At 67.7% G+C, this 24,049-nt stretch carries 17 protein-coding genes; 4 read left to right on the plus strand and 13 right to left on the minus strand.

The genetic code is table 11. The features are described from left to right. Position 1 precedes the first annotated feature (1 nt). Together GS424_RS13205 and GS424_RS13210 are read left to right on the plus strand one after the other, a co-directional pair. Positions 2-1,546 (plus strand): ABC transporter ATP-binding protein, encoded by a 1,545-nt coding sequence (locus GS424_RS13205; protein WP_160942602.1) that lies wholly within the window; start codon positions 2-4, stop codon positions 1,544-1,546. After that, positions 1,533-2,486, plus strand: coding sequence for a helix-turn-helix domain-containing protein (locus tag GS424_RS13210; RefSeq protein ID WP_160942601.1), 954 nt, complete (start codon positions 1,533-1,535; stop codon positions 2,484-2,486). Before GS424_RS13205 ends, GS424_RS13210 begins: the two co-directional genes overlap by 14 nt. A 43-nt stretch (positions 2,487-2,529) precedes the next feature. Here the strand turns inward: GS424_RS13210 and GS424_RS13215 are convergent, their stop codons facing one another. Further along, positions 2,530-3,123 carry a TetR/AcrR family transcriptional regulator gene (locus GS424_RS13215; protein ID WP_015761093.1) on the minus strand — a complete coding sequence of 198 codons (594 nt, stop codon included), beginning with the start codon at positions 3,121-3,123 and terminating at the stop codon, positions 2,530-2,532. 228 nt (positions 3,124-3,351) lie between these two features. On the opposite strand from GS424_RS13215, the gene GS424_RS13220 reads away from it, so the two are divergent. Both GS424_RS13220 and GS424_RS13225 read left to right on the plus strand, forming a co-directional pair. After that, positions 3,352-5,385, plus strand: coding sequence for an ABC transporter ATP-binding protein (locus tag GS424_RS13220; RefSeq protein WP_218958860.1), 2,034 nt, complete (start codon positions 3,352-3,354; stop codon positions 5,383-5,385). 1 nt (position 5,386) lies between these two features. After that, a complete protein-coding gene (locus GS424_RS13225; protein ID WP_160942600.1) occupies positions 5,387-7,168 on the plus strand; it encodes an ABC transporter ATP-binding protein in 1,782 nt (593 codons plus the stop codon). 62 nt (positions 7,169-7,230) lie between these two features. On the opposite strand, the gene feoB is transcribed toward GS424_RS13225, so the two are convergent. The 12 genes from feoB to GS424_RS13285 all read right to left on the minus strand — a co-directional run bounded on the left by feoB (position 7,231) and on the right by GS424_RS13285 (position 24,040). Beyond that, positions 7,231-9,777, minus strand: a complete 2,547-nt coding sequence (feoB, locus tag GS424_RS13230; protein WP_160942599.1) for a ferrous iron transport protein B — start codon at positions 9,775-9,777, stop codon at positions 7,231-7,233. A 605-nt stretch (positions 9,778-10,382) separates the two neighbouring features. Next, positions 10,383-10,757, minus strand: coding sequence for a VOC family protein (locus tag GS424_RS13235; RefSeq protein WP_160942598.1), 375 nt, complete (start codon positions 10,755-10,757; stop codon positions 10,383-10,385). A gap of 15 nt (positions 10,758-10,772) precedes the next feature. Then, positions 10,773-12,179, minus strand: a complete 1,407-nt coding sequence (locus GS424_RS13240; RefSeq protein WP_160942597.1) for a uracil-xanthine permease family protein — start codon at positions 12,177-12,179, stop codon at positions 10,773-10,775. A gap of 103 nt (positions 12,180-12,282) precedes the next feature. After that, positions 12,283-14,301 (minus strand): YgiQ family radical SAM protein, encoded by a 2,019-nt coding sequence (locus tag GS424_RS13245; RefSeq protein WP_160942596.1) that lies wholly within the window; start codon positions 14,299-14,301, stop codon positions 12,283-12,285. 102 nt (positions 14,302-14,403) lie between these two features. Next, positions 14,404-15,336 (minus strand): DUF4013 domain-containing protein, encoded by a 933-nt coding sequence (locus tag GS424_RS13250; RefSeq protein ID WP_015761100.1) that lies wholly within the window; start codon positions 15,334-15,336, stop codon positions 14,404-14,406. Positions 15,337-15,574: 238 nt separating this feature from the next. Then, positions 15,575-15,952, minus strand: coding sequence for a 50S ribosomal protein L7/L12 (rplL, locus tag GS424_RS13255; protein ID WP_015761101.1), 378 nt, complete (start codon positions 15,950-15,952; stop codon positions 15,575-15,577). A gap of 90 nt (positions 15,953-16,042) precedes the next feature. Beyond that, positions 16,043-16,564: a 50S ribosomal protein L10 gene (rplJ, locus tag GS424_RS13260; protein ID WP_015761102.1), complete on the minus strand. Its 522-nt coding sequence runs from the start codon at positions 16,562-16,564 to the stop codon at positions 16,043-16,045. Positions 16,565-16,844: 280 nt separating this feature from the next. After that, positions 16,845-18,767: a Tat pathway signal sequence gene (locus GS424_RS13265; protein WP_160942595.1), complete on the minus strand. Its 1,923-nt coding sequence runs from the start codon at positions 18,765-18,767 to the stop codon at positions 16,845-16,847. Positions 18,768-18,863: 96 nt separating this feature from the next. Next, entirely contained in the window at positions 18,864-21,524 is a 2,661-nt protein-coding gene (gene acnA / locus GS424_RS13270) for an aconitate hydratase AcnA (protein ID WP_160942594.1), read from the minus strand. A gap of 9 nt (positions 21,525-21,533) precedes the next feature. Continuing rightward, positions 21,534-22,631, minus strand: a complete 1,098-nt coding sequence (locus GS424_RS13275) for an isocitrate/isopropylmalate dehydrogenase family protein (protein WP_160942593.1) — start codon at positions 22,629-22,631, stop codon at positions 21,534-21,536. A 98-nt stretch (positions 22,632-22,729) separates the two neighbouring features. After that, positions 22,730-23,335: a HEAT repeat domain-containing protein gene (locus GS424_RS13280; RefSeq protein ID WP_160942592.1), complete on the minus strand. Its 606-nt coding sequence runs from the start codon at positions 23,333-23,335 to the stop codon at positions 22,730-22,732. A 198-nt stretch (positions 23,336-23,533) separates the two neighbouring features. Next, entirely contained in the window at positions 23,534-24,040 is a 507-nt protein-coding gene (locus GS424_RS13285; protein WP_160942591.1) for a hypothetical protein, read from the minus strand. Between the last annotated feature and the right edge of the window lie 9 nt (positions 24,041-24,049).

Here is a 24,049-nt window from a genome sequence, read left to right on the forward strand (position 1 = left end):
GATGGACGTCGAGGGAAACCGAAGCGCGGGCTCGACCAGCGAGCCCACACTCGTCATGGAAGACGTTTCGTTCTCCTACGCGAACGGGCGGGAGGGTGCCGGCGTGCGCCGCGTCGACCTGCAAGCGGCGTCCGGCGAGGTGGTGCTGCTGTGCGGCCCGTCGGGCTGCGGCAAGACCACGCTCACCCGCCTGGCCAACGGCCTCGCGCCCCACTACTACGAGGGCCGCGTGGAAGGACGAGTGCGCGTGGGCGGGCTGGACGTGGCCGACGCGCCGCTGCACGCCACGGCGCGCCTCGTAGGCTCGGTGTTCCAGAACCCGAAGTCCCAGTTCTTCAACGTCGACGTGCGCGGCGAGCTGGCCTTCGGCTGCGAGAACCAGGGCATGGAGCGCGCCGAGATCGAACGGCGCATCGACGCCGCATCCACGGCGTTCGAGCTGGAGCCGCTCATGGGGCGGAGCCTTTTCGACCTGTCCGGCGGGCAGAAGCAGCGCATCGCCTGCGCCAGCGCCACCGCCGCCGGGCCGCGGCTGGTGGTGCTGGACGAGCCGTCTTCGAACCTGGATTTCCCCTCGATGGCGCACCTGCGCGCCGCCGTCGAGCGCTGGAAGCGCGAGGGCTGCGCGGTGCTGGTGGCGGAGCACCGGCTGCACTACCTGGCCGACCTCGTCGACCGGGCCTACTACCTGCGCGACGGGGCGGTCGCGCGCCAGTGGAGCGGAACCGAGCTGCGCTCGCTCGACGACCGGGAGCTGGAAGAGCTCGGGCTGCGAACGCTGCGGCTCTCCGCGGCGTTCGTGCAGCCCCCGGCAGCGGCCGAGCCCGCAGAGCCTGCCGGCACGTTCGCGCTCGACGGCTTCTCTTTCTCCTACCGCCGCGGCGTGCGCTCGCGCTGCGCGCTCGACATCCCGCACGCGCAGCTGCCGCGACGCGCCGTCGTGGCCGTGATCGGCGCGAACGGCGCCGGCAAGTCCACGTTCGCCAACGCGCTGTGCGGCCTCAACCGCTGCAAGGGAACCCTCACCGTCGACGGACGCGCCCGCTCGCGCCGTGCGCGCGCAGGCAGCTGCTTCCAGGTGATGCAGGACGCGAACCATCAGCTATTCGCCGAGAGCGTGCTGGACGAGGTGCTGCTGAGCATGGCGAAGCCCGACGAGGAAGCGGCGCATCGCCTGTTGGCCGCGCTCGACCTCGACGAGCGCGCGGCCGACCACCCGCTCTCGCTGTCGGGAGGGCAGAAGCAGCGGGCGTGCATCGCGTCCGCCCTGGCCAGCGAACGCGAGGTGATCGTATACGACGAGCCCACGAGCGGGCTCGACCTCCACCACATGAGGCAGGTCGCCCGGCTGATCCACGACGTGCGGCGTCGCGGGGCGGCGCAGCTCGTGATCACCCACGATCCCGAGTTCATCATGGCCTGCTGTTCGTGGGTGGTGCGCCTCGAGGACGGGGGTATCATGGAATCCTATCCGCTCGACGCGGCGGGAACGCGTCGGCTGAGCGGGTTCTTCATGCACGAAGGAGCTTTGGATGAAAAGCCTTGAGTACCTGGCCACGCGCAACGCCGGCCGCTTCGATATCGTCGAGAAGGACGGCCCGCGCACCGTGTTCCGGCTCGCGCTGGACAACGGAGCGTCCGGCATCGTAGAGGACTGGGAGCTGTTCGAGGGCGTGAATCTCACGTTCAACGACATCCCGCATGGCTCGCTGACCTGGAAGAGCAGCGAGCCTCGTTCGCTTCATATCGAATGGTGCCAGCAGGGCCGCGGCGAGATAGCCAGCGCCAACGGCAAAAGCTACTTCATCCACGAAAGAGAATGCGCGGTGCACGACCAGCGCATCACCAAGCGGCAGATGCGCTACCCCATGCCCCGTTACGTGGGGCTGACGCTCAGCATCGAGTACGAGACCGGCAGCTCCACGCTCAGGGCGCACGACGCGACGGGCGGCGTCGACTTCAACGCGCTGCGCGAGCGCTATGCTGGCGGGGACGGATGCCGCATCTTCCTGCCCGACGACACTCTGGCATCCCTGCTGGCCTCGTTCTACCGCATCGACGATCGGGCGCGCATCGAGCGCATGCGCCTGAAGGCCCTCGAGCTGGTCGCGCTGCTCGACGCCACCGAGCGCCCCGTGTGGAAGACGTTTCCCTATTGCACCCACGATCATGCGCTCGCCCTCGAACGCGCGCTCGACCTGCTCGGCAGCAACCTGGACGAAGACCTCGCGCTCGAAGATGCGGCGCGCTGCGCGAACATGGGCCTCTCCACGTTCAAGCAGCGCTTCCTGCACGCCTATGGGCTGTCGCCCATGGCGTACCGCCGCCAATGCCGCGTCGAGGAAGGCGCGCGTCTGCTTGCGGGGAGCCGCGAGAGCGTCGCCAGCGTCGCGGCGCGCGTGGGCTACCGCAACCCCAGCAAGTTCGCCGCCGCCTTCGTCGAGCGCTTCGGCGCGACCCCCTCGGCCTGGCGCGCCCGCGGCTGACGTTCGGACGCCCGCCGCACCATGCAGGGCCGCGGCGGGCGGCTTAGCCCTTCCGGCCGAACAGCTCGTCGCAGATAGCTTCGATGACGGCGTCGACGGCGGCGTCGAGGGCCTCCGCGTGCATGAGGCTCCGGTCGAGCAGCATGAGCGCGATGCCCTTCTGGAGGTTCGCCACCACGCGCCAGTCCGCATCGGGACGCACGCCCTCGAGGCGCTCCATGATCCGGCCCATCGTGACGCGATCGACCTCGGGGTCGAAGCTGTGCTCGTCGGGCCAACGCCGGGAGAGGTAGGCGAAATCCTCGGCGGTGGCGTAGCGGTAGATGTTGCGATCGCTGTACCACAGCGATCGCAACCACGTGCGCATGGCGTCGCGGCCCAGGCGGCCGCCCTCCTGCTCGCACAGCTCCTCGAACAGGTCCATGACCGCGCGGCGATTCGCCTTCACGATGGAGTACGCGAACTCCTCCTTCGAGGGGAAGAAGCTGTAGAACGTGCCTTTGGCGATGCCGACCCGGCTCGCCACGTCCTCCACGCGCAAGCTGCGGACGCCCTTCTCGACGATGAGGTCCCACCCGGCGTCGAACATGCGGCGGCGAAGCTCCTCGCGGTCGGCCTCGGTGAATATCGCGGGCATGGCCCCTCCTTTCGCGCAGGCGCGCCCTGCGGCGCCCGGGCGCGCTTGGATCCTCCCCGTCATTCTACCGCGAACCGCGCACGCGAACCGCACACAAAATGACCGCTGTTGATAATTTGGTCATTTTCTTCTTGCCGGAATAGTTATCCTACGCTAACATCTAAATGACCGAATTCTCAATTCCGGTCATTTTATCGGAGCGGACAAGCGGAAGCAGGAGGAAGGCCCATGGCGACGCCCGCGTGCAAACCGGCGCTCAGAACCGTGTTCTCAAGCGCCCAACGGGAGTTCTACGAATCGCTGGCGGCGGGAGGGGGCGCGCGGGCAAGCACGGGCGCCGCAGACGAGGGCGCGCTGCCGCCCGCCGCAGCGCCCGAGGGGTCGCAGGCCCCTGCGGCGGCCCCCTCCCCTGCCGCCCCCGCCGCGGGCCCAGCCGCACCCGGTGCCCGGCCCGCCGCCGAGCCCCCGGCCAAGAACGCCCGCCCCAAGCAGGGCCTCGCACGGCTCATGGAGCTTGCGGGCAGCCGGGCGCGCCCGCTCGCAGGCGCCTGCGCGCTGGCCGTGCTCTCGGCGGCGGCGCGGCTCGCGCCGTACTTCACCATCTACCTCATGGTGCGCGCCATCATCCTGAACTGGAACGACCTGGGCGCGCTCGACCTGCCCTTCCTCTGGGGCCTCGCGCTTGCCACGGTGGGCGCGGCCGTCCTGCACGGCGCAACGGGCTACCTCTCCATGATGCTCGCCCACCGGGCCGCCTTCGACGTGCTGTACGAAGTGCGCCTGCAGCTCATGGACAAGCTCGCCCGCATCCCGTCAGGCTATTTCAACCAGGTGCGCCAAGGGGAGATCAAGAAGGTGCTCAACGACGACGTGGAGAAGATCGAGGGGTTCATCGCCCACAACCTCTCCGACACGGTGTGCGCCGTCGCCCTGCCGCTGCTGACCATCGCCGCCCTCGCGTTCGTCGATTGGCGGCTGGCGTTGCTGCTGGTGGTTCCCATCGTCGTTTCGTTCCTCCTGCTGGGCAGCGCGCTGGGAAGCCCCGAGGGCGCGGCATGCCAGCGGGCCATGGCGCAAAGCCGGGAGAAGCTCAACGGCACCACGGTCGAGTTCGTGCACGGCATGCCGGTGGTCAAGGTGTTCAACCGCAGCTTGGCCGCATTCGGGCGCTTCGAGGCGGACGCACGCGAGTTCGTGGGCAACATCAAGTGGGCCACCTGGTTCAACGCCCGCGGCATGGGCAAGCTCTACGCCGCCGTGGGGACGCAGATGCTCCTGCTGCTGCCCGCCGTGCTCATCATCCTGCCCACGGCGGCGTCCTACGCCGACTTCCTTTCGACGGCGTTGCTGTTCTTCCTGGTGGGAGGCGGCATGAAGGAGCCGGTCATGCAGATGATCACGCAGGCCCTCGGCGTGAACGGCATCAACGCCTCCGTCGCGCGCATCGACGAGGTGCTGGCCGAGCCCGAGCTCTCGCAACCCGAGCACCCGGTCGAGCCCACGGCGTTCGATCTGGCGTTCGAGCACGTCACGTTCTCCTACGACGGGAAGAAGAACGCCGTGGAAGACGTCACCTTCCGCGTTCCCGCGGGCTCCGTCGTGGGCCTCGTGGGCCCGTCGGGCGGCGGGAAGTCCACCCTCGCGGCGCTCGGCCTGCGCTTCTTCGACCCGCAGGAGGGCCGCATCGCGCTCGGCGGCGTCGACCTGCGGGACATCGCGCCCGAGCGCCTGACCGAGCTGGCCTCCTCGGTGTTCCAGGATTCGTTCGTCCTCGACGACACCGTGGAGAACAACATCCTCATGGGCTCGTCCGCGCCGCACGAGCGCGTGGTCGCCGCCGCCGAAGCCGCCAGCATCGCCGACGTGATCGACGCGCTGCCCCAGGGGTACCGAACCGTCGTCGGCGCAGGCGGCACGCGGCTCTCAGGAGGCGAGGCCCAGCGCCTCGCCATCGCCCGCGCCATGCTGCGCGACACGCCCCTCATCATCCTCGACGAGGCCACGGCCTACGCCGATGCCGAGAACGAGGCGAAGATACAAGATGCGTTCGCCCAGTTGGCCGCCAGGAAAACCGTGCTGGTCATCGCCCACCGCATGAAAACCGTGCGCACCGCCGACCTCATCGTCGTCGTGGACGAGGGGCGCGTGGTCGGCACGGGCACGCACGACGACCTCATGGACGCCTGCCCGCTCTACCGCTCGATGGTGGACGCGGACGAGCGCAAGGACGCGTGGACGCTCACCGTCGGAAAGGAAGGCTGACATGGGACGCCTGAAAGAAAGCATCGACCGGCTCACCTTCGGCAACCCGCGACGCTGCGTGCGCTTCGTGCTGTGGCGCTTCCTCGACTCGCTCGTGACGTCCGTGCCGTCCGTGGTCATGGTGGTGGCCACCTGGCTGCTCGTGCAGCCGATCGTCCATCCGGGCGCCGCGCTCGACTTCGTCGCGCTGTGGGCCTGCGTCGCGGTGCTGGCGGCGCAGGTGCTGGCCTCCTACGCCACGTCGCACAAGGTCTACGTGCTGTCGTGCGCCGGCACGGCCGACGCCGTGCTCGACGCGCGGCTGGCCATGGGCGAGAAGCTGCGCCGGCTGCCGCTCGGGTTCTACCAGCGCCACGACGCGGGGGACATCGACAGCGTGCTGCTGCGCGATTACGAGACGGTGGAGAACTACGGCGCCGAGGTGCTGTCGCAAGCGGGCATGATCGCGGCGAAGACCACGCTGTCGGCCGTGGTGCTGGCCTTCTTCGACTGGCGCCTAGCCGTAGCCACCTTCGCGGTGGTGCCCTGTGCGCTGCCCTTCCTCTGGAAGGGGTTCAATGCGATGGCGCAGAGCAGCGGGCGCTTGACGAAAGCCTCCCAGGAATGCTCGTCGCGCACCATCGAGTACGTGGCAGGCATCCGCACGCTCAAAGCGTTCAACCTCGCAGGCACCCGCTTCGACTCGCTGCGCGCCAGCTTCGAAGAGCTGAGGAAGGCATCGCTCGGCAAGGAGGAGGCCAGCCGACCGGTGGGCGTGTTCGGCCGCGCGCTGCTGCTCGCCGGCGCCGGCGTGGTCATGTTGGCCGGATGCGCGCTGCTCCAAGCGCAGGCGGTGCACCCGTTCGTGCTGCTCATGTTCCTGCTCCTGGCGCTCGGCATCTACGAGCCCATCGTGACCCTGTTCTACTTCCTGTCCGATTTCGGCAACGCGGACGCCGCGGGAAAGCGCATCGAGCGCCTGCTCGCCGAGCCCGAGCTTCCCGAGCCACCCGCGGAGGAGCCGGTCGCGCCACACGGGCACGACATCGCGTTCGACGACGTGAGCTTCTCCTACGGCGGCGACGAACGCGCGCTGGAGCACGTGAGCCTGACCATCCCCGAGGGAGGCCTCACGGCGCTCGTGGGACCCTCGGGTTCGGGCAAGTCGACGGTGGCGAAGCTGGCCGCGCGCTTTTGGGACCCGCAAGCGGGGACGGTGACGCTCGGCGGGGCGGATCTCGCGCGCAGGGCCGCCGACGACGTGCTGGCCGGCACGAGCGTGGTGTTCCAGGACGTGTTCCTGTTCCACGACACCGTGGCCGAGAACATCCGCATGGGCCGCGCCGACGCCACCGACGAGGACGTGCGCGAGGCGGCGCGCCTGGCCGCCTGCCTCGATTTCATCGAGGCGCTGCCCGACGGCTTCGACACCGTGGTGGGCGAAGGCGGCTGCACGCTGTCGGGCGGCGAGAAGCAGCGCATCTCCATCGCCCGCGCGCTGCTGAAGGACGCGCCGGTCGTGCTCCTGGACGAGGCCACCAGCTCGCTCGATCCCGCCAACGAGGTGGCCGTCCAGCAGGCGATCGTCGAGTTGGTGAAGCGCAAGACCGTGGTGGCCATCGCGCACCGCCTGCAATCCGTGCGCGATGCCGACAACATCGTGGTGCTCGACGGCGGCCGCGTGGAAAGCCAGGGAACCCACGACGAGCTGCTCGCACGCAGCCCCCTGTACGCCGCCCTCTGGGCGGAGCAGCAACGGGCCAACGGCTGGAAGATCAAGTCCGAGGCAAGCCCGCGACCCTAGGCCCCCGCCGCCGCGCCGCGCGCGAAAGGCTCCACCGGCGCCCCCGGTGGAGCCGGCCCGGCCTACCGCGCCCGCGCGCCGGCCTCCTCCTCGACCTCGACCGCGCCCGCTTGCGCGCAGCCGTCGCAACCGTCGCATGACGCGCCGCAGCCCAGCACGGCGCCCGGCGCGCGCCGCTTGCGCGCCAGGCGCCGCGCCGCGAGCACCGCCAGCACGGCGACGGCCGCGCCCAACGCGAGCGTCAGCGCCCCCGCCGGGCCCTCCTCCAGCGACAATCCCACGCCGCGCACCGCGAACGCCGCAACCCACGCCGCGCCCAGCTGCCCGAACGCCATCCCGAGCGCCCATCGGCCGCCCAGCTCGCGCTTCACCGATGCGATGGCCGCGATGCAGGGCGTGTACAGCAGGCAGAACACCAGCAGGCCGAGCGCCGCGAGCGGCGTGATGGCCGCCACGAGCGTGGCCGTGCTGCCGAACAGCACCGACAGCGTGGACACGACGCTCTCCTTCGCCATGACGCCCGTGACGAGCGCCGTCGAGATGCGCCAGTCGTCGAAGCCGAGCGGCGCGAACACCGGAGCGATCCAGCCGGCCACCACGGCCAGCATGCTGTCCTGCGAGTCCGCCACCACGTTCAGCCCGAAGTCGAACGTCTGCAAGAACCAGATGACGATCGTGGCCAGGAAGATGATGGTGAACGCGCGCTCAAGGAAGTCCTTCGCCTTCTCCCACAGCATCTGCGCCACGTTGCGCGCGCTGGGCATGCGGTAGTTCGGCAGCTCCATGACGAACGGCACCGCCTCGCCCGAGAACATCGACGAGCGCATGAGCAGCGCCACGAGCACGCCCACCGCGATGCCGCCGAAGTACAGGCCCACCATCACCGCCGCCCCGTTCGCCGGGAAGAACGCCGCCGTGAAGAACGCGTAGATGGGCAGCTTGGCCGAGCAGCTCATGAACGGCGTCAGCAGGATGGTCATCTTGCGGTCGCGCTCGGACGGCAGCGTGCGGCTGGCCATGACCGCCGGCACCGTGCAGCCGAAGCCCACGAGCATGGGCACGATGCTGCGCCCCGACAGCCCGATGCGCCGCAGCAGCTTGTCCATGACGAACGCCACGCGCGCCATGTAGCCGGAATCCTCCAGCAGCGACAGGAAGAAGAACAGCGTGACGATGGTGGGCAGGAAGCTCAGCACGCTGCCCACGCCGTTGAACACGCCGTCGATGATGAGCGATTGCAGCACCTCGTTCACGTGCGCCGCCGCAAGCCCCGACGCCACCACGTCGGTGAGCGCCGTGATCCCGCCGTCGAGCAGCTCGGACAACCACGCCCCCACCACGTTGAACGTGAGCCAGAACACGAGCGCCATGATGGCGACGAACGCGGGGATGGCCGTGAAGGGGCCGGTCAGCAGCTTGTCGATGCGCGTGCTGCGCGCGTGTTCGCGACTCTCGGTCGGCTTCACCACCGTTTGCTCGCACACGCGGCCGATGAAGCTGAACCGCATGTCGGCGATGGCCGCCGCGCGGTCGAGGCCGCGTTCGGCCTCCATCTGGCAGATGATGTGCTCGAGCGCGTCCTTCTCGTTCTGGTCGAGGTCGAGCCGATCGAGCACCAGCTGGTCGCCTTCGGCCAGCTTGCTCGCGGCGAACCGCGGCGGGATGCCCGCGCGCTCGGCATGGTCCTCGATGAGCGCCATGATGCTGTGCAGACAGCGATGGACGGCTCCGTCGTGCTCGTCGGGCGCGCAGAAGTCCTGGCGCACGGGCGGCTCCTGGAACCGCGCCACGTGCAGGGCGTGGTCCACCAGCTCGGCCGTGCCCTCGTTCTTGGACGCCGAGATGGGGATGACGGGGATGCCCAGCAGCTTCTCCATCTCGTTCACGTGGATGGTGCCGCCGTTGCCCTCCACCTCGTCCATCATGTTGAGGGCCAGCACCATGGGCATGCCCAGCTCCATGAGCTGCATCGTCAGGTACAGGTTGCGCTCGACGTTCGTGGCGTCCACGATGTTAACGATGCCGCGCGGGCGCTCGTCCAGCAGGAAACGGCGCGTGACCACCTCCTCGCTCGAGTACGGCGACATGGAGTAGATGCCCGGCAAGTCGGTGACGAGCGCCTCGGGATGGCCCTTGATGCAGCCGTCCTTGCGATCCACCGTCACGCCGGGAAAGTTGCCCACGTGCTGGTTCGAGCCGGTCAGCTGGTTGAACAGCGTGGTCTTGCCGCAGTTCTGGTTGCCCACGAGCGCGAAGGTGAGCGGCGTGCCCTCCGGCAGCGGGTTCTCGCCCGCCCGGTCGTGGAACTTGCCGCCCTCGCCCAGGCCCGGATGCGGGACGGGCTTGCCCGACGCGCGGCTCTCCCGCACGTCGGCACCGTCGCGCACGTCGTCGATCTCGATGTTGCGCGCGTCGTCGCGCCGCAACGTCAGCTCGTAGCTGTGGATGCGCACCTCGATCGGGTCGCCCATGGGCGCATGCTTCACCATGGTCACGTCGACCAGCGGGATGATGCCCATGTCCAGAAAATGCTGTCGAAGCGACCCCTCGCCGCCCACCGCGGCCACGGTTGCGGTTTTCCCGATAGGAAGATCGTTCAGAGTTGTCAACGCGTGTCTCCTCGCGTCGGCGGGACGACCCCCTCGTCCTGCCGGCTTGCTCGTCTTTTGTCCGCACCCATGGTACCGCGAAACCCCGCGCGAAGCACGGGAAAGTTGCCCATGGCGAACGCGGGCGCGTGCCGGCCGCGGCGCAACGCGAGACGCCCGCGTCGCGCGCAGGCGCAGCTGAATGTTTCACGTGAAACATTCGTTCGTATGAGGGGTGCGGGACAAAAGGAAAAGCGGAGGGAAAGGGGGGTTCCCTCCGCTTGCAAGCGCGACGGATAGCCAGACGAGAGGAGCTTCCGCCGCCGGGTCAGCAGACTGTTTCGAAGGCTTCGCGAGAATCGAACCGCTGTGGCATCGCCACCCGAGTTTCAGTTCCTTCGATCGCTTCGCTTTCGATGAAAGTTATATTAGGCTAACAACTCATCGTGCGCAATATAAGTTAACCTAGGCATACAATTTCTTCACAATCGGCGGGGAGGGGCCCTCCCCCTACGAAAAGGGCCCGCGCCCTTGCGGACGCGGGCCCCCGGTCGCACCGGCGCCGTCGAGCTCGGCGGGGCCGGTGCGACGTGCGGCGTGCGGCGCAGCCGCGCGCGTGCGAGCGCCTACTCGGACCAGTCGTGGATGACGGCCTCGATGTTGTTGCCCTCGGGATCGTACACGAACGCGGCGTAGTAACCCGGATGGTAGTCGCGCGGGCCGGGTGCGCCGTTGTCCGTGCCGCCGGCGGCCAGCGCCGCCTCGTAAAACGCGGCCACCGCGGCGGCATCGGCCGCGCGCAGCGCGAGGTGCGTCGGGACGGCATCGGCGCCCTCGGGCAGCGGGGCCAACCACACGTCGCCGGGCTCGCCCTCCACCAGCAGCTGCATGCCGCCGGGGTATTCGATGCCCTTCACGTACCCCAGCGGGGCAAGCGCGGCCTCGTAGAACGCCTTGGCCTGCTCGACGTCCTTCACCTTGATGCTCACATGGTCGATCATTGCGTGCTCCTTTCGTCAGCCGTTCTGCGTGCTCAACTCTTCGAGATTACCTTCCAACGGCAGAGGGCCGTCCATCTCCTCGTCTTCCGCGTCGCTCGCGCCGGCCACGTCCTCGTGCCCGGGAAGGATCATGTTCAACACGATGCCCACGATCGATCCCACGGCCAGGCCCGACAGCGAGATGGTGATCTCGCCCACCGGCACCACGATGGCGCCCGCCGTGCTGTACGCGATGCCCAGCGACAGCACGAGGATGAGCGCCGTGATCAGCACGTTGCGGCTCTTCATGAAGTCGACGTGGTTCTCCACGAGGTTGCGGATGCCCACCGCCGAGATCATGCCGTACAGCACAAGCGACACGCCGCCGATGACGCAGGCCGGCATGGCCGCGATGATGGCAGCGAACTTCGGGCAGAACGAGAACGCGATGGCGAACAGCGCCGCCAGGCGGATGACGCGCGGGTCGAACACCTTCGTCAGCGCCAGCACGCCCGTGTTCTCGCCGTACGTCGTGTTCGCCGGCGCGCCGAACAGCGACGCGAGGATGGTGGCCAGGCCGTCGCCCAGCAGCGTGCGATGCAGGCCGGGCTCGGCGATGTAGTTGCGGTTGCAGGTGGAGCTGATGGCCGACACGTCGCCGATGTGCTCGATCATCGTGGCGAACGCCAGCGGCATGATGGTGATGATGGCCGTGATGGCCAGACCCGCGTCGAACTGCGCACCGAAGATGGAGAACACCGTATCGTTCCAGGTGAACGGCATGCCGATCCACGCCGCCTCAGCAACGCCCGCGAAGTCCACGACACCTGCGGCGGACGCCACGACGTACGACCCCACCACGCCCAACAGGATGGGGATGATCTTGATCATGCCCTTGCCCCAGATGTTCGCGATGACGATGATGGCGATGGCCACGAGCGCGATGGGCCAGTTCGTCGACGCGTTCGTGATGGCCGAGCTGGCCAGGATGAGGCCGATGGAGATCACGATGGGGCCGGTGACCACGGGCGGGAAGAAGCGCATGACGCGCGTGGGCCCGAACACCTTGAACAGCGCCGACAGCACGAGGTACAGCAGACCCGCGCACGCCACGCCCAGGCAGGCGTACGGCAGCAGGTCGGCCTCGCCGTTCGGCGCGATGGCCGCGTAGCCCGCGATGAACGCGAACGACGAGCCGAGGAACGCGGGCACCTTGCCCTTCGAGATGAAGTGGAACAGCAGCGTGCCCACGCCCGCGAACAGTAGCGTCGCGGAAACGGACAGGCCGGTCAGCGTCGGCACCAGGATGGTGGCGCCGAACATGGCGAACATGTGCTGCAGCCCGAACACCGCCATCTTCGGCTTGCCGAGCTTCCGTGCGTCGTAGATTGCCTCGGGACTGTCTTGAGCCCCCATCGTCGGCGTCGCTTTGCCCTCGCTCACGTGGTACCCCTTGTCTGTCGAGCCTTCGCCTACCGGCCGCCCGACCCAGGAGCACCCGGGCTGACCAGTAGTATTTTGCCACAACATAGGGCGCCGTGCAGCATCAATGCCGACGGGGCGCCTTACTTTTTCCGCGACGGCCGTCGGAAGCGCCAGCGCCCGAGCGCCCACCCTGGGGCTTCGTCGAGGACGGAGGCCGAGGCTTCGCACCAGCTTGGGGCTTCGCGCCGGTTTTGGGCTTCGCTCCGGCCCGAGGCTTCGCTCCGGCCCGGGGCTTCGCGCCAGCCTCGCCCTTGCCCTTGTCCCTGCCGCCGCCCTGCCCCTGGGGTCGCAGCAGGCACGTCGGCCCGAACCCCACCAGGTCCATGCGCCCGGCGCGGCGAAGCGCCTCCAGCACGAGCTCGCGGTTCTTCGGGTCGCGGTACTGGATGAGCGCGCGCTGCAGCGCCTTCTCGTGCGGGCTCTTCGGCACGTACACCGGCTGCATGGTGCGCGGGTCCACGCCGGTGAAGTACATGGCCGTGGACATCGTGGAGGGCGTGGGATAGAAGTCCTGCACCTGCTCGGGCATGTAGCCGAGGTCGCGGCAGTACTCCGCCAGCTCGACGGCCTCGTCGAGCGTGGAACCGGGATGCGACGACATGAGGTACGGCACGAGGTACTGCTTCTTGTCCAGCTGCTCGTTCACGCGCGTGAAGCGCTCGGAGAAGCGCTGGTACACGAGGTTGCGCGGCTTGCCCATCACCGACAGCACCGCGTCCGACACGTGCTCGGGCGCCACCCGCAGCTGGCCGCTCACGTGGTGGGCGCACAGCTCGCGGAGGAACGCGTCGCCGTGCTCCTCGTCGGCCAGCGCGAAGTCGAACCGGATGCCCGAGCGCACGAACACCTTCTTCACGCCCGGCAGCTTGCGCAGGCGGCGCAGCAGGCCCAGGTAGTCGCCGTGGTCGGCGTTCAGCTGCTTGCAGGGCTCGGGATACAGGCAGCGTTTGTTCGGGCACGCGCCCGCTTTCAGCTGCTTGGCGCACGCCGGGGCGCGGAAGTTCGCCGTCGGGCCGCCCACATCGTGGATGTAGCCCTTGAAGTCCGGCTCCCCGATGATGGCCTGAGCCTCCTCCACGAGCGAGTCGTGGCTGCGCACCTGCACGATGCGCCCCTGGTGGAACGTGAGCGCGCAGAACGAGCACTCGCCGAAGCAGCCGCGGTTGCTGGTCAGGCTGAACTTCACCTCGCTGATGGCCGGCACGCCCCCGGCCTGCTCGTACATCGGGTGGTACGTGCGCGCGTACGGCAGCCGGTACACGGCGTCCATCTCGCTTTCCGTGAGCGGCGCGGCCGGCGGGTTCTGCACGACGAACTCGTGGTCGGAATAGGGTTCCACGAGGCGCTTGCCGGTGAACGGGTCGCTGTTTCGGTACTGCACGGCGAAGCTGCGCGCGTAGTCCAGCTTGTCGGCCTGCAGGGCGGGAAACGACGGCAGCGTCTCGGCGTCGTACACATGCTCGAGCGAGGAGGCGCGGAACACCGTGCCGTCGATGAACGTGAGGTCCTCGATGGCGAGCCCCGCGTTCAGCGCGTCGGCGATCTCGATGACGGAGTGCTCGCCCATGCCGTACGACACGAGGTCGGCGCCGGAGTCCAGCAGGATGGAGCGCTTGAGCTTGTCCGACCAGTAGTCGTAGTGCGCGAGCCGCCGCAAGCTGGCCTCGATGCCGCCGAGGATGAGAGGGGTCTTCTTGTACGTGCGCCTGATCAGGTTGCCGTACACCACGGCCGCGTGGTTCGGGCGCTTGCCCGCCTCGCCGCCCGGGGAGTACGCATCGCTGCGGCGGCGCTTCTTCGCCACCGTGTAATGGTTCACCATCGAGTCCATGTTGCCGCTCGACACGAAGAACCCCAGCCGCGGCTCGCCGAACACGGCGATGCTCTGGGGGTCGTTCCAATCGGGCTGGGCGATGACGCCCACCTTGTAGCCGTTCGCCTCCAGCAGCCGGGTGATGATGGCCATGCCGAACGAGGGATGGTCGACGTACGCGTCTCCCGACACGAACGCGAAATCGACCCGATCCCAGCCGCGCTCCAGCATCTCCTCGCGCGTCACCGGCAGAAACGCCGTTTCCATGGCCCATCCTCCCATCTTGTTTGCGCTTCGAGTCTACCCTATACGCAAAGAACCACCGAGGCACAATGCCCCGGTGGTTCAAAATCGCACAACAACGAAAGGCTAGCCCTGCGCGGGCGGCTGCCCGGTAGGCGGCACGTGCGGCGGCTGCTGCACGGGCGGATAGCCCGCCGCGCCGGCAAGCTCGAAGGGCATGGGGTCGTCCTGGCCGCGCCATGCGGGCACGTCGAACTGGCGCGTCCAATAGCCCAGCGCGCGCACGATCATCATCTCGACGAACACGTACATGCCCGTGCTCAGGATGCCGCACAGCACCGCGAACACGAGGATGATGCCGCCCGTGGCGAACACGATGGCCCAGACGGCGGCGCCGGGATGCGACGACTGGATGTTCAGGTTGCCGCCCGTCATCGCGAAGCCGATGAACAGCCCGATGAGCACGAGGACGAATATGAGGATGGACACGACGATGCCGATGACGACGGCCAGCACGATGGCCATGCCGAGGATGCGCAGCAGGCCGCTGAAATCGTGGCGGATCATGGCCCAGACCTTGCCGAACTGGAAGCCGGCGCCCAGACGGCCGTACACGCTCATACGCATGGAGCCCACCCACGAGAACAGCGTCGCGAAGAACGAAGCTGCGATGATGAGCAGGGAGAATATCATCGTGGACAGGCCGACGAACATGAACAGGCCGCCGTGCCCCCGTCCCGACCAGGCGGTGCCCATGCCGGTGATGGCACCCCACACCGCTTCGAGGATCCACGGCGCCAGCATGCACACGAAGCCGATGACCATCGCGAAGAAGCCGCGGCTGTACAGCTTGCCGTCTTCGTTGCCGAAGATGCGCTTCGGCAGGGGTCCGTGCACGTTCCACGCGATGTCGCGCGCCCACCCGTACAGGTAGCCCAGCACGACGAGCCAGCCGAAGATGGGAATGAGGCTGAGCAGCGACAACAGCACGAGCTTGCCGAACCAGCCCGGGGAGTTCTTGATATCCTGCCAAGCGGCGTTGAAGTAACCGGTTTGCATAGTGACCTTCTTTTCCTTAGCGTTTGGCACCCACTATAAGCGCGCACCCCCGCCAGCGTCCGTTTCGTTGCCATTCCGTCAGTAAGGTGAAGCGCCTGCCTCAGCGGCGCGGAGCAACGTCCGGGGCCAGGGCGTTTCCGCGCCAAAGCTCGGGCACCCAGACAGCGAGCGACCCCCAGAATCTGGGGGTCGCTCAGCGTCAAGCACGTTCGACGGTCGTCAGACCAGCGAACGGAAGTTACTTGATGGTGACGGCAGCGCCGGCTTCCTCGAGCTTGGCCTTGATCTCCTCGGCCTTCTCCTTGTTCACGCCCTCCTGGATCGGCTTCGGGGCGCCCTCGACCAGCTCCTTGGCCTCCTTCAGGCCCAGGCTCGTGATCTCACGGACAACCTTGATGACGGCGATCTTGTTGTCGCCGAAGCCCTCGAGCACGACGTCGAACTCGGTCTTCTCCTCGGCAGCAGCGCCACCCTCGGCAGGAGCGGCGGCGGCCACGGCCACGGGGGCGGCGGCGGAAACGCCAAAGGTCTCCTCGATGTCCTTCACCAGTTCGGACGCCTCGAGCAGGGACATCTCCTTGAGGGCCTCAATGATCTCTTCGCGAGTAACAGCCATGTTAGTTCCTTTCAAAGTGGTCGGATCTCATCCGACCGGTACGTTTCAGCTTTCGGTTAGGCAGCGCTCATCACGCTGCCAGCGCTGCGTTTAAGCAGCTTCTTTCTGGTCGGCCACAGCCTTCGTGACCTGAGCAAGACCGCTCGGCACGCCGTTGAGGGCAACAGCGAGGCCGCGAGCGACACCGGAAATGGCGCCGGCGATCTGAGCCAGGAGCTCTTCGCGAGACGGGAGAGAAGCGATGGCCTCCACCTGTGCGGCGGACACCTGCGCGCCTTCCATCAAGCCACCCTTGATCTCCAGGTTCTTGTTGGTCTTGGCGAACGTCTTCACGGCCTTGGCAGCCGCAGCCACATCGTCGCCGGCGAACACGAACGCGCTCGGACCCGCAAGCATGTCGTCGAGCGTGGGCAGGTTCGACTCCTCCAGGGCGATGTGCATGAGCGTGTTCTTGTACACCTTCAAGCTCGCACCGGATTCGCGGATCGCCGTACGCAGCGCCTGGATGTCCTTCACCGTCAGACCGCAGTAGTCGACCACCCACACGGCGGAAACGCCGTCCAGGTCGCCTTTGATCTTCGTGAGCATCTCTTGATTCTTTGCGTTGGGCATGTAGTACACCTCCTTCTTCTCAAACTCGGGTTCCGCCCCTCGCGGGTGGGAATCGTCGCTTGAAAACAAGAAACGACCCCCCGCCGTCTCGTGACAGCAGGGGGTCGTCAAAGCGCGAAACTTATCAGAACCACCTCGGCGGGCCGCATTCCTGCGATTAAACCTCATCGGTACCAGCTGTCTTGGGCAGCGGAACAAACTAAACAACTCGCTTATTCTACCCTACCCAAAACGAATGTCAAGCGTTTTCCACGCGCCACGCCAACACCGTGACGCCGTCCTACGCCGCGTCTCCCTTGGCGTCGGCCGTCGCGTCGGCTTCCTTCGCGGTTTGCTCGGCAGCCTTCTCGCTCGTACCCGTCTTCGAGCTATCGAGGATCTCCTCGACGGGGTTCGTCGGCTCGGCTTCCACGTACGTGAACGAGATGGTGTCGCCTTCCTTGTACCCGACGATCTCGATGAGGCCGGGCAGCGCGAAGTCGTAGATGCCCTCGCCCTCGTCAAGCGTCACGTAGAAGTGCGAGTTGCCCTCCATCACCGCCTGGGCGATGGTGGAGATGGTGCCCTGCATCTCAAGCGATCCGGTGTCGACGCCCTCCTCGGTCAGCACGCCGTTCGTGGCGAGCAGCGCCTGGTAGGCCTTCTGGCACTCGGCCACCGTGTTGCCCACGGCCACGTTCTGGTAGCGCTGGATGTCGAGCATGGCGAACTGCTTCACGAGGCCCGCGTCGTCCTTGAGCGCCATGAAGTACGTCGGCTGCCCCGACACGTTGATCAGCAGCGGGAATGTTGCCTGGTAGCGCAGGTTCTGCACCTGGCCCTCGGCCGACTGCATGGCCGAATCCTCGGTCGCGCCCGACACCGAGTAGAAGTGCGACTCGGCCGTGCGCTGGTTGATCAGCACGAAGCCCACGATGGAGTTGTCCGCGGTGGCCGAGGTGACGCCCGTGTACACCCACACGTCGTCGTCCTTGGCGATGTAGTTGTACCCCAAGTTGCCGTCGGTGCCCGGCGTGGTCTGCACGACGTTGCGCTGGCCCAGCACCGAGTTCAGCCAACCGTCCTTGTACTTGCCCGACCAGTTGTACTGCTCCAGCAGCAGGTCGGTGGGATAGGCGTGGTCCACCCACTGCGGCACGTCTTCGATGGCCAGGTCCTGCGTCTCGCCCGTGGTGGCGTCCACCATGACCACGCGGCTGATGGTGGTGCCGCCGAACAGGCCGATGGTACGCGACTGCACCGGGCAGATCCACCACGGGTGGCCGTCGTCGTCGATCTCGAACGACTTCTGATCGAACATGTAGAACGGGTAGCTCAGCTGCACGTGGCGGTCGATGTTGCGCGCGAGCGGCTCGGACTCCGAGTAGTAGATGGGGCTGTCGTCGAGCCGCACGATCTCGGCGTCCTGCGTCGTCATGTTCACGAGCGCATACGCCGGGATGCCGCCGTCGCGGTTCGTGAACCACTTGAACAGGTCGGCGTACGCAAGCGGGCTCACGCGCACCGGGGCGTTCTGGTAGTTGATCTGGCTGTACAGCGGCGAGATCTCGAACTGGCTGACGAAGTCGGGGATGGAGCCCATCTCGCGGTTGCCCAGCAGGATGGCCGAGCTGCGGTCGATGACCGGGATCTCGGAGTAGTTGACTTCCTTGATGTCGTCGGCGAACGTCTCCGTCTCCGTCTGCAGCACGTTGGCGTACTTCGCCGCGTTGCCCGGGAAGATCGACAGCGACGCCACGGCGCCGATCACGCCGATCACGGCCACGAGCACCGGCAGGTACGACGCCCACTTGAACGCCTTGGCCTTGCCCGCGTTCGGCTCCACCTTGCTCGTGCCGTTCTTGTAGCTGTACGACCGGCTCCAGAACAGCAGGAACAGCGGCAGCAGGATGAACACGGCCACGAACATCCACGTATCGGTCGAGTGGATGTTGATGGGCGGATGGAACCACCAGTAGGCCCCGAGGCCGACGAGGATGATGACGATGGCGGCCACGATGAGGGCGCGTTTGCCCCACGAGGCCATGCGGTCGGCGAACGGGATCTCCACGTTCACGTGCGGAGGCTGCGACCCTCCCCCGTTGCCCGAACGGCCCGCGCCTTCGGACGGCGCTTCATGGTCGGCGTCGAACCGCCCGTCCACGTTGACCCCTGACTGCTTGAGCGCTTCAATCAGCGCATCGAAACCGGATGTCTGTTTCACGGCATCCCTTCCCAAGTGTGCCTATAGTTAAAGTACCCAGTATACGACAAAGCGCCCGGTCGCTCATCGCGATCGGGCGCCGACGTTACCTCTTCTTTACAAAAGGTTGCGCAGAACGAACGGAAGGATGCCGCCGTGCTCGTAATAGCGGCCCTCCGTGGGCGTGTCCACGCGCACCGTGGCTTGGAACGCCACCGTCTCGCCGTCCGCGCGCTCGGCGGTCACGTCCACCACGCGCGGCTCGGGCAGCCCCTGCGAGAAATCGACGGGCGCCACCGTGAAACGCTCCGAGCCGTCCAGCCCCAGGCTCTCGGCGCTCTCGCCGTCCAGGAACTGCAGCGGCAGGATGCCCATGCCGATGAGGTTCGACCGGTGGATGCGCTCGAAGCTCTCGGCGAACGCCGCGCGGATGCCCAGCAGCGCCGGGCCCTTCGCCGCCCAGTCGCGCGAGGAGCCGCTGCCGTACATCTTGCCGGCCACCACCACAAGCGGCTCGCCCGCGTCCTCGTAGCCCATGGCCGCGTCGAACAGCGGCAGCACCTCGCCCGTGGCGAAATCGCGCGTCCAGCCGCCTCGTCTGCCCTCGGCCAGCTTGTTCTGCAACTTCACGTTGGCGAAGGTGCCGCGCATCATCACCTCGTGATTGCCGCGGCGCGCGCCGTAGGTGTTGAAGTCGGCCGGAGCCACGCCGCGCTCCTCGAGGTAGCGGGCCGCCGGCGAATCGGCCGCGATGGAGCCCGCGGGCGAGATGTGGTCGGTGGTGATGAAGTCGCCCAGCAGCGCCAGCACGCGGGCGGCCTCGATGGGCTCGGGTGCGGAGGGCTCGCGCTCCATGCCGTCGAAGTAGGGCGCACGGCGCACGTACGTGGACGCGTCGTCCCACGTGAACGTGTCGCTCGGCTCGCTCCCCAGCGCCTGCCACGCCGCGTCGCCGTCGTAGAGGCCGCGGGCGCCCTCCTCGTACAGGGCGCGGTCGACATGGCTCTCCACGAGCGCGGCGATCTCCTCGTCGCTCGGCCAGATGTCGGCCAGGCGCACCGGGGTGCCGTCGGCGCGCGTGCCCAGCGCGTCGTGCTCGAGGTCCACGTCCATCGTGCCCGCCAGCGCGTACGCGATGACCGTGGCCGGAGCGGCCAGGTAGTTCTGCGACACGTCGGGCGAGATGCGGCCCTCGAAGTTGCGGTTGCCCGACAGCACACTGGCCAGCTCGATGCTCTCGGCCACCTCGTGCAGCTCGTCGCGGATGGGGCCCGAGTTGCCGATGCAGCTCATGCACCCGAAGCCGCAGGTGTAGAAGCCCAGCGCGCGCAGGCCGTCCAGCAGCCCGGCACGCTCGAGCAAGAGCTCGGTGGCCTTGCTGCCCGGCGCGAGCACGCACTTCACCCACGGTTGCGGCTTGAGGCCGGCTTCCGCCGCCTTCTTCGCGATGAGGCCCGCGGCCAGCATCATGGACGGGTCGGTGGCCGTCGTGCAGCTCGTCACCGCCGCGATGGCCAGCGCGCCGTGGGTCAGCTCGTGCGTCGCGCCGTCGAGGTCGACCGCCACGCGACGGTCGAGGTCGAGGCCGCGCTCGTCGCACACGGCGCGGAAGCGCTCCTGCGCCTCGGCCAGCGGGATGCGGTCGTGCGGACGCGAGGGGCCGGCGATCGAGCGCTCCACGGCGCCCAGGTCGAACTCGATGACCTCGGCGTACGTGCGCGCCGGGGCATGCGGGTCGTTCCAGAAGCCCTGCGCCTTCGCGTAGGCCTCCACGAGCGCCACCTGCTCGTCGCTGCGGCCGGTGAGGCGCAGGTACGCGAGCGTCTGGTCGTCCACGGGGAACAGCGTGCAGGTGCTGCCGTATTCGGGCGTCATGTTCGAGATGCACGTGCGCTGCGTGGCGCTCAAGGCGCCCAAGCCGGGGCCGAAGCACTCCACGAAGCTGCCCACCACGCCCTTGGCGCGCAGCATCTGGGCGAACGTCAGCGCCACGTCCATGGCCATGACGTCCTCGCCCAGCTCGCCGGTCAGGCGCACGCCCACCACCTTCGGCACGAGCGTCGTGATGGGCTGGCCGAGCGCGGCCGCCTCGGCCTCGATGCCGCCCACGCCCCAGCCCAGCACGCCGATGCCGTTGGCCGTGGGCGTGTGGCTGTCGGTACCCACGAGCGTGTCGAAGTACGCCACCGTCTCGCCCGGCGCGCCCTCGGCGGTCATGGCCACGTGGGCGAACTGCTCGATGTTCAGCTGGTGGCAGATGCCCGCTCCGGGCGGCACGATGCGCACGTTCTCGAACGATTCCTGCGACCACTTCAGGAAGTCGTAGCGCTCCTTGTTGCGGGAGAACTCGAGCTCCATGTTCCGCTGCAGCGCGCCGGCGCAGCCGGCCACGTCGGCGATGACCGAGTGGTCGATCACGAGGTCGCACGGGATCTGCGGGTTGATCTTCGTCGGGTCGCCGCCCAGCTGGGCGCAGGCCTCGCGCATGACGGCGAAGTCCACGAACACGGGCACGCCCGTGAAGTCCTGGAACAGCACGCGCGCCGGCGAGAACTCGATCTCGCTGCCCACCGCGCCCGCGCGGCCGGCCTCGACGATGCGCGCGGCCAGCTCCTCGGCCGCCTGCGGGGTCTCGGCGTTGCGCAGCACGTTCTCCAGCAGCACCGTCAGCGCGTACGGCAGCTCCTCGGAGCCCGCGATGGCGGAAACCGGGTAGTAGGTGTACGATGCGCCGTCAACCTCGAGCGTCGAAGCGAATCGGCTGTTCTCTTGCGTCATGGGTTCTCCTTACTCCAACGTTCCGATGGCCGCGATCAGGGCATCGGTGAATTCCGTACAGCTTGCCGCCGGCCGGTCGCAGCCGGTTGCCTTGCGAATGTCCCCCGTCAGGCACGCGCCCTCGGCGTACACCGCGCGCACCGCCCGGCGGATGCGCTCGGCCGCCTCGAGCTCGCCCAAGTGGTCGAGCATCATGGCCGCCGACAGCACCTGCGCCGTGGGGTTGGCCTTGTTCTGCCCCGCTATGTCGGGAGCCGAGCCGTGCACCGCCTCGAACACGGCGTACTCGTCGCCGATGTTCGCCCCCGGCGCGATGCCGAGGCCGCCCACGAGGCCCGCGGCCAGGTCGCTGGCGATGTCGCCGTACAGGTTCGGGAACACCACCACGTCGAACTGCGCGGGATCCGCCACCATGTTCATGCAGAACGCGTCGACGATGCGCTCGTCGAACGCAATGCCGCCCTCGCGCGCGGCCGCCACGTCGCGCGCCGCGCGCAGGAACAGGCCGTCGGTGTACTTCATGATGTTGGCCTTGTGCACCGCGGTCACCTGGGCGCGCCCGTGCTTCTCGGCGTAGTCGAACGCGTAGCGCACGATGCGCTCGGAGGCCGCCGTCGAGATCGGCTTGATGGAGATGCCGGAATCGGGGCGGATGGTGCCGGCGCCCTCCTCCTCGCACAGCGCGATGAGCTTGCGCGCGGCTGCGGAGCCCGCCTCGAACTCGACGCCCGCGTACAGGTCCTCGGAGTTCTCGCGCACGATGACGAGGTCGACGTCGTCGTAGCGGCCGCCCGCCCCCGGGATGGACAGCACGGGGCGCAGGCACACGTACAGGTCGAGCGCCTTGCGCAGCGCCACGTTCACGCTGCGGAAGCCCGTGCCCACCGGCGTGGTGATGGGGCCCTTGATGGCCACCTTGTTCCGCTTGACGGCTTCGACGGTGGATGCGGGCAGCGGCGTGCCGTGCTCCTCCATGAGGTGCGCGCCCGCCTCGGCGACCTCCCACGCGATATCGGCGCCGCTCGCCTCCACGACCCGCCGCATGGCGGCCGTCGTCTCCGGGCCGATGCCGTCACCGGGTATGAGGGTCACGGTATGCGATGCCATGTTCTCTCCTTCTGCAATTGTTCAACCGGTACCCGCGCCCCACCCCTGCCGGGGCGACGGAAAACGGGCCGAAGGGCCCGTTGGAAATCGTGCGCGAACTACTTCTGCACGTTGTCGATGATCTGCTGCGCGCGGCGCTTGAGCGGCCCGCGGCCGTTGGACGCGTCGAACGCCATACGCACGCCCAGCTCGTCCTTCACGGAGGGCGCCAGCTTGCCGGCCGAAAAGTCGATGACCGACACGAGCATGTCCTGGAATTCCAGGTCGCCGTGGTAGCACTGGATCGCCTCGTCGATGAGGGGCCACACCCGCTCCGAGCGGTTCTCGGTCGTGGCGCCCAGCTTGCAGAGGAAGCGCATGGCCGCTAGGCGCACCGGGCCGCTCTCCTCGTCGAACAGCGCCGTCTCGGCTCCGGGAACCGCCTTGTCGCACGTGCGGGAGTCGTGGTCGACCATTGTGGTCAGGATGTCGAGGCATTCCCAACGCGTCTGCGCCTCGGGGCGGTTGAGCGCGTCGATGACGGCGGTGCCGAACGGGATCATCAGGTCGGGGTGGTCCTTCGCGAAGAAGGACAGCGCCGCTGCGGCGTTCTGGCGCTCGCGTCGCGACGGGCCCGACAGCGCATCCACCAGCTGCTTGAACTTGCGCTCGTTGCCGAATGCCTCTTCGGCGATGTTTCTCGCTCCCTGCGTCTTTTCGCTCACCGCTCGCTCCTCGTCCTCATGTGGGAAAACAGATGCTATTCTCCTTTTCCATTATACCCTTCGCCCCCGAACCCCCCGATCGCAAGCGCAGAATTAACACGACCGCAACCGCGCACGGAACCGGAAGGACGACGTGGGCGGCGGGAAAAAGAAAAGGCAGCCCGAGGCTGCCTTTGTTCGCACAAGGTCGATCTGGGTCTATTCGGGCAGCTCGCTGGCTTTGTTGTCGCCGGACTGGAGCTTGCCGATGCCCTCGTCGTACTTCGTCTTGATATCCTGGATGCGCTGATCGTACGTGGAGTAGTCGAACGGCTGCTCCTCGGTGGCGCTGTCGATCTCCGTGTACAGGTCGATGTAGGAATTCAGCGCATCCTTGAGGTCGGCCGTGCCGTCGACGTATTCCTTCTGGATGTCCTTGAGGGCGTCGGGGACGTTGATGTTGTTCAGGTCGTCGATGGCCTTGAACGCGTTGTCGGCCTGCGTGCGCATGCCCACCACGTCGCCGCGCGACACCGCGTCGGTGAAGCTCTCGAGGCGCGTCTTCAGGTCCTCCATCGTCTGATTGACCTGCGTCATGTACTGACGGTTCTCGGATTGCTGCTGCGTGGCAGCCGTATCCTGCTGCGCGCATCCGCCCAAGGCCGCCACCATCAAAACGCCCGCGAACATGGCGACGAGCACCTTGGCGAATCTCGTATGTTTCATGTCGTACCT

It is taken from the genome of Eggerthella guodeyinii (assembly GCF_009834925.2).
In the GTDB taxonomy this organism is placed as follows: domain Bacteria; phylum Actinomycetota; class Coriobacteriia; order Coriobacteriales; family Eggerthellaceae; genus Eggerthella; species Eggerthella guodeyinii.